Origin of the sequence: Falsihalocynthiibacter sp. S25ZX9, from assembly GCF_041205405.1 — a bacterium.
Taxonomy (GTDB): domain Bacteria; phylum Pseudomonadota; class Alphaproteobacteria; order Rhodobacterales; family Rhodobacteraceae; genus Falsihalocynthiibacter; species Falsihalocynthiibacter arcticus.
In genome coordinates this window covers 1-285 of record NZ_JBGFCD010000315.1, presented here as the reverse complement: position 1 = coordinate 285, position 285 = coordinate 1, and the positions used below count along the sequence as shown (strand labels likewise).

Below are 285 nucleotides of genomic sequence, written 5' to 3'. Positions count from 1 at the left end.
GCAATACGTAGGGTGGGGCCATAACGAGGCGCCAGCTGTACATCAATTTTCCATCGTGTGCGCAAGATCCCCACCGAGACCGTGTGTCGCGCAAGGAAATTCGCCATAAGCTCACCACCAAGTCGTGGGCGAATCCTTCGCTGGCCTCGGTCAAATCAACGCGCGCAGCAAGTTTTAGGAAGCTCGCGACCCGAATAGGCACCTTTTGCGACTCCATCGGCACATATATGACCCAATCGACGAATTTTGCAGCCCGCCCCCTGCCCTCAACGATGGGAATCTTGG

The 285-nt window shown here is 56.1% G+C and carries 1 protein-coding gene; it reads right to left on the bottom strand.

Going from position 1 to position 285, the window contains the following annotated elements:
- Window positions 1-285 (bottom strand): YgjP-like metallopeptidase domain-containing protein (locus AB9F29_RS22395; RefSeq protein WP_369757311.1); only part of this gene is annotated, 285 nt, incomplete at both ends.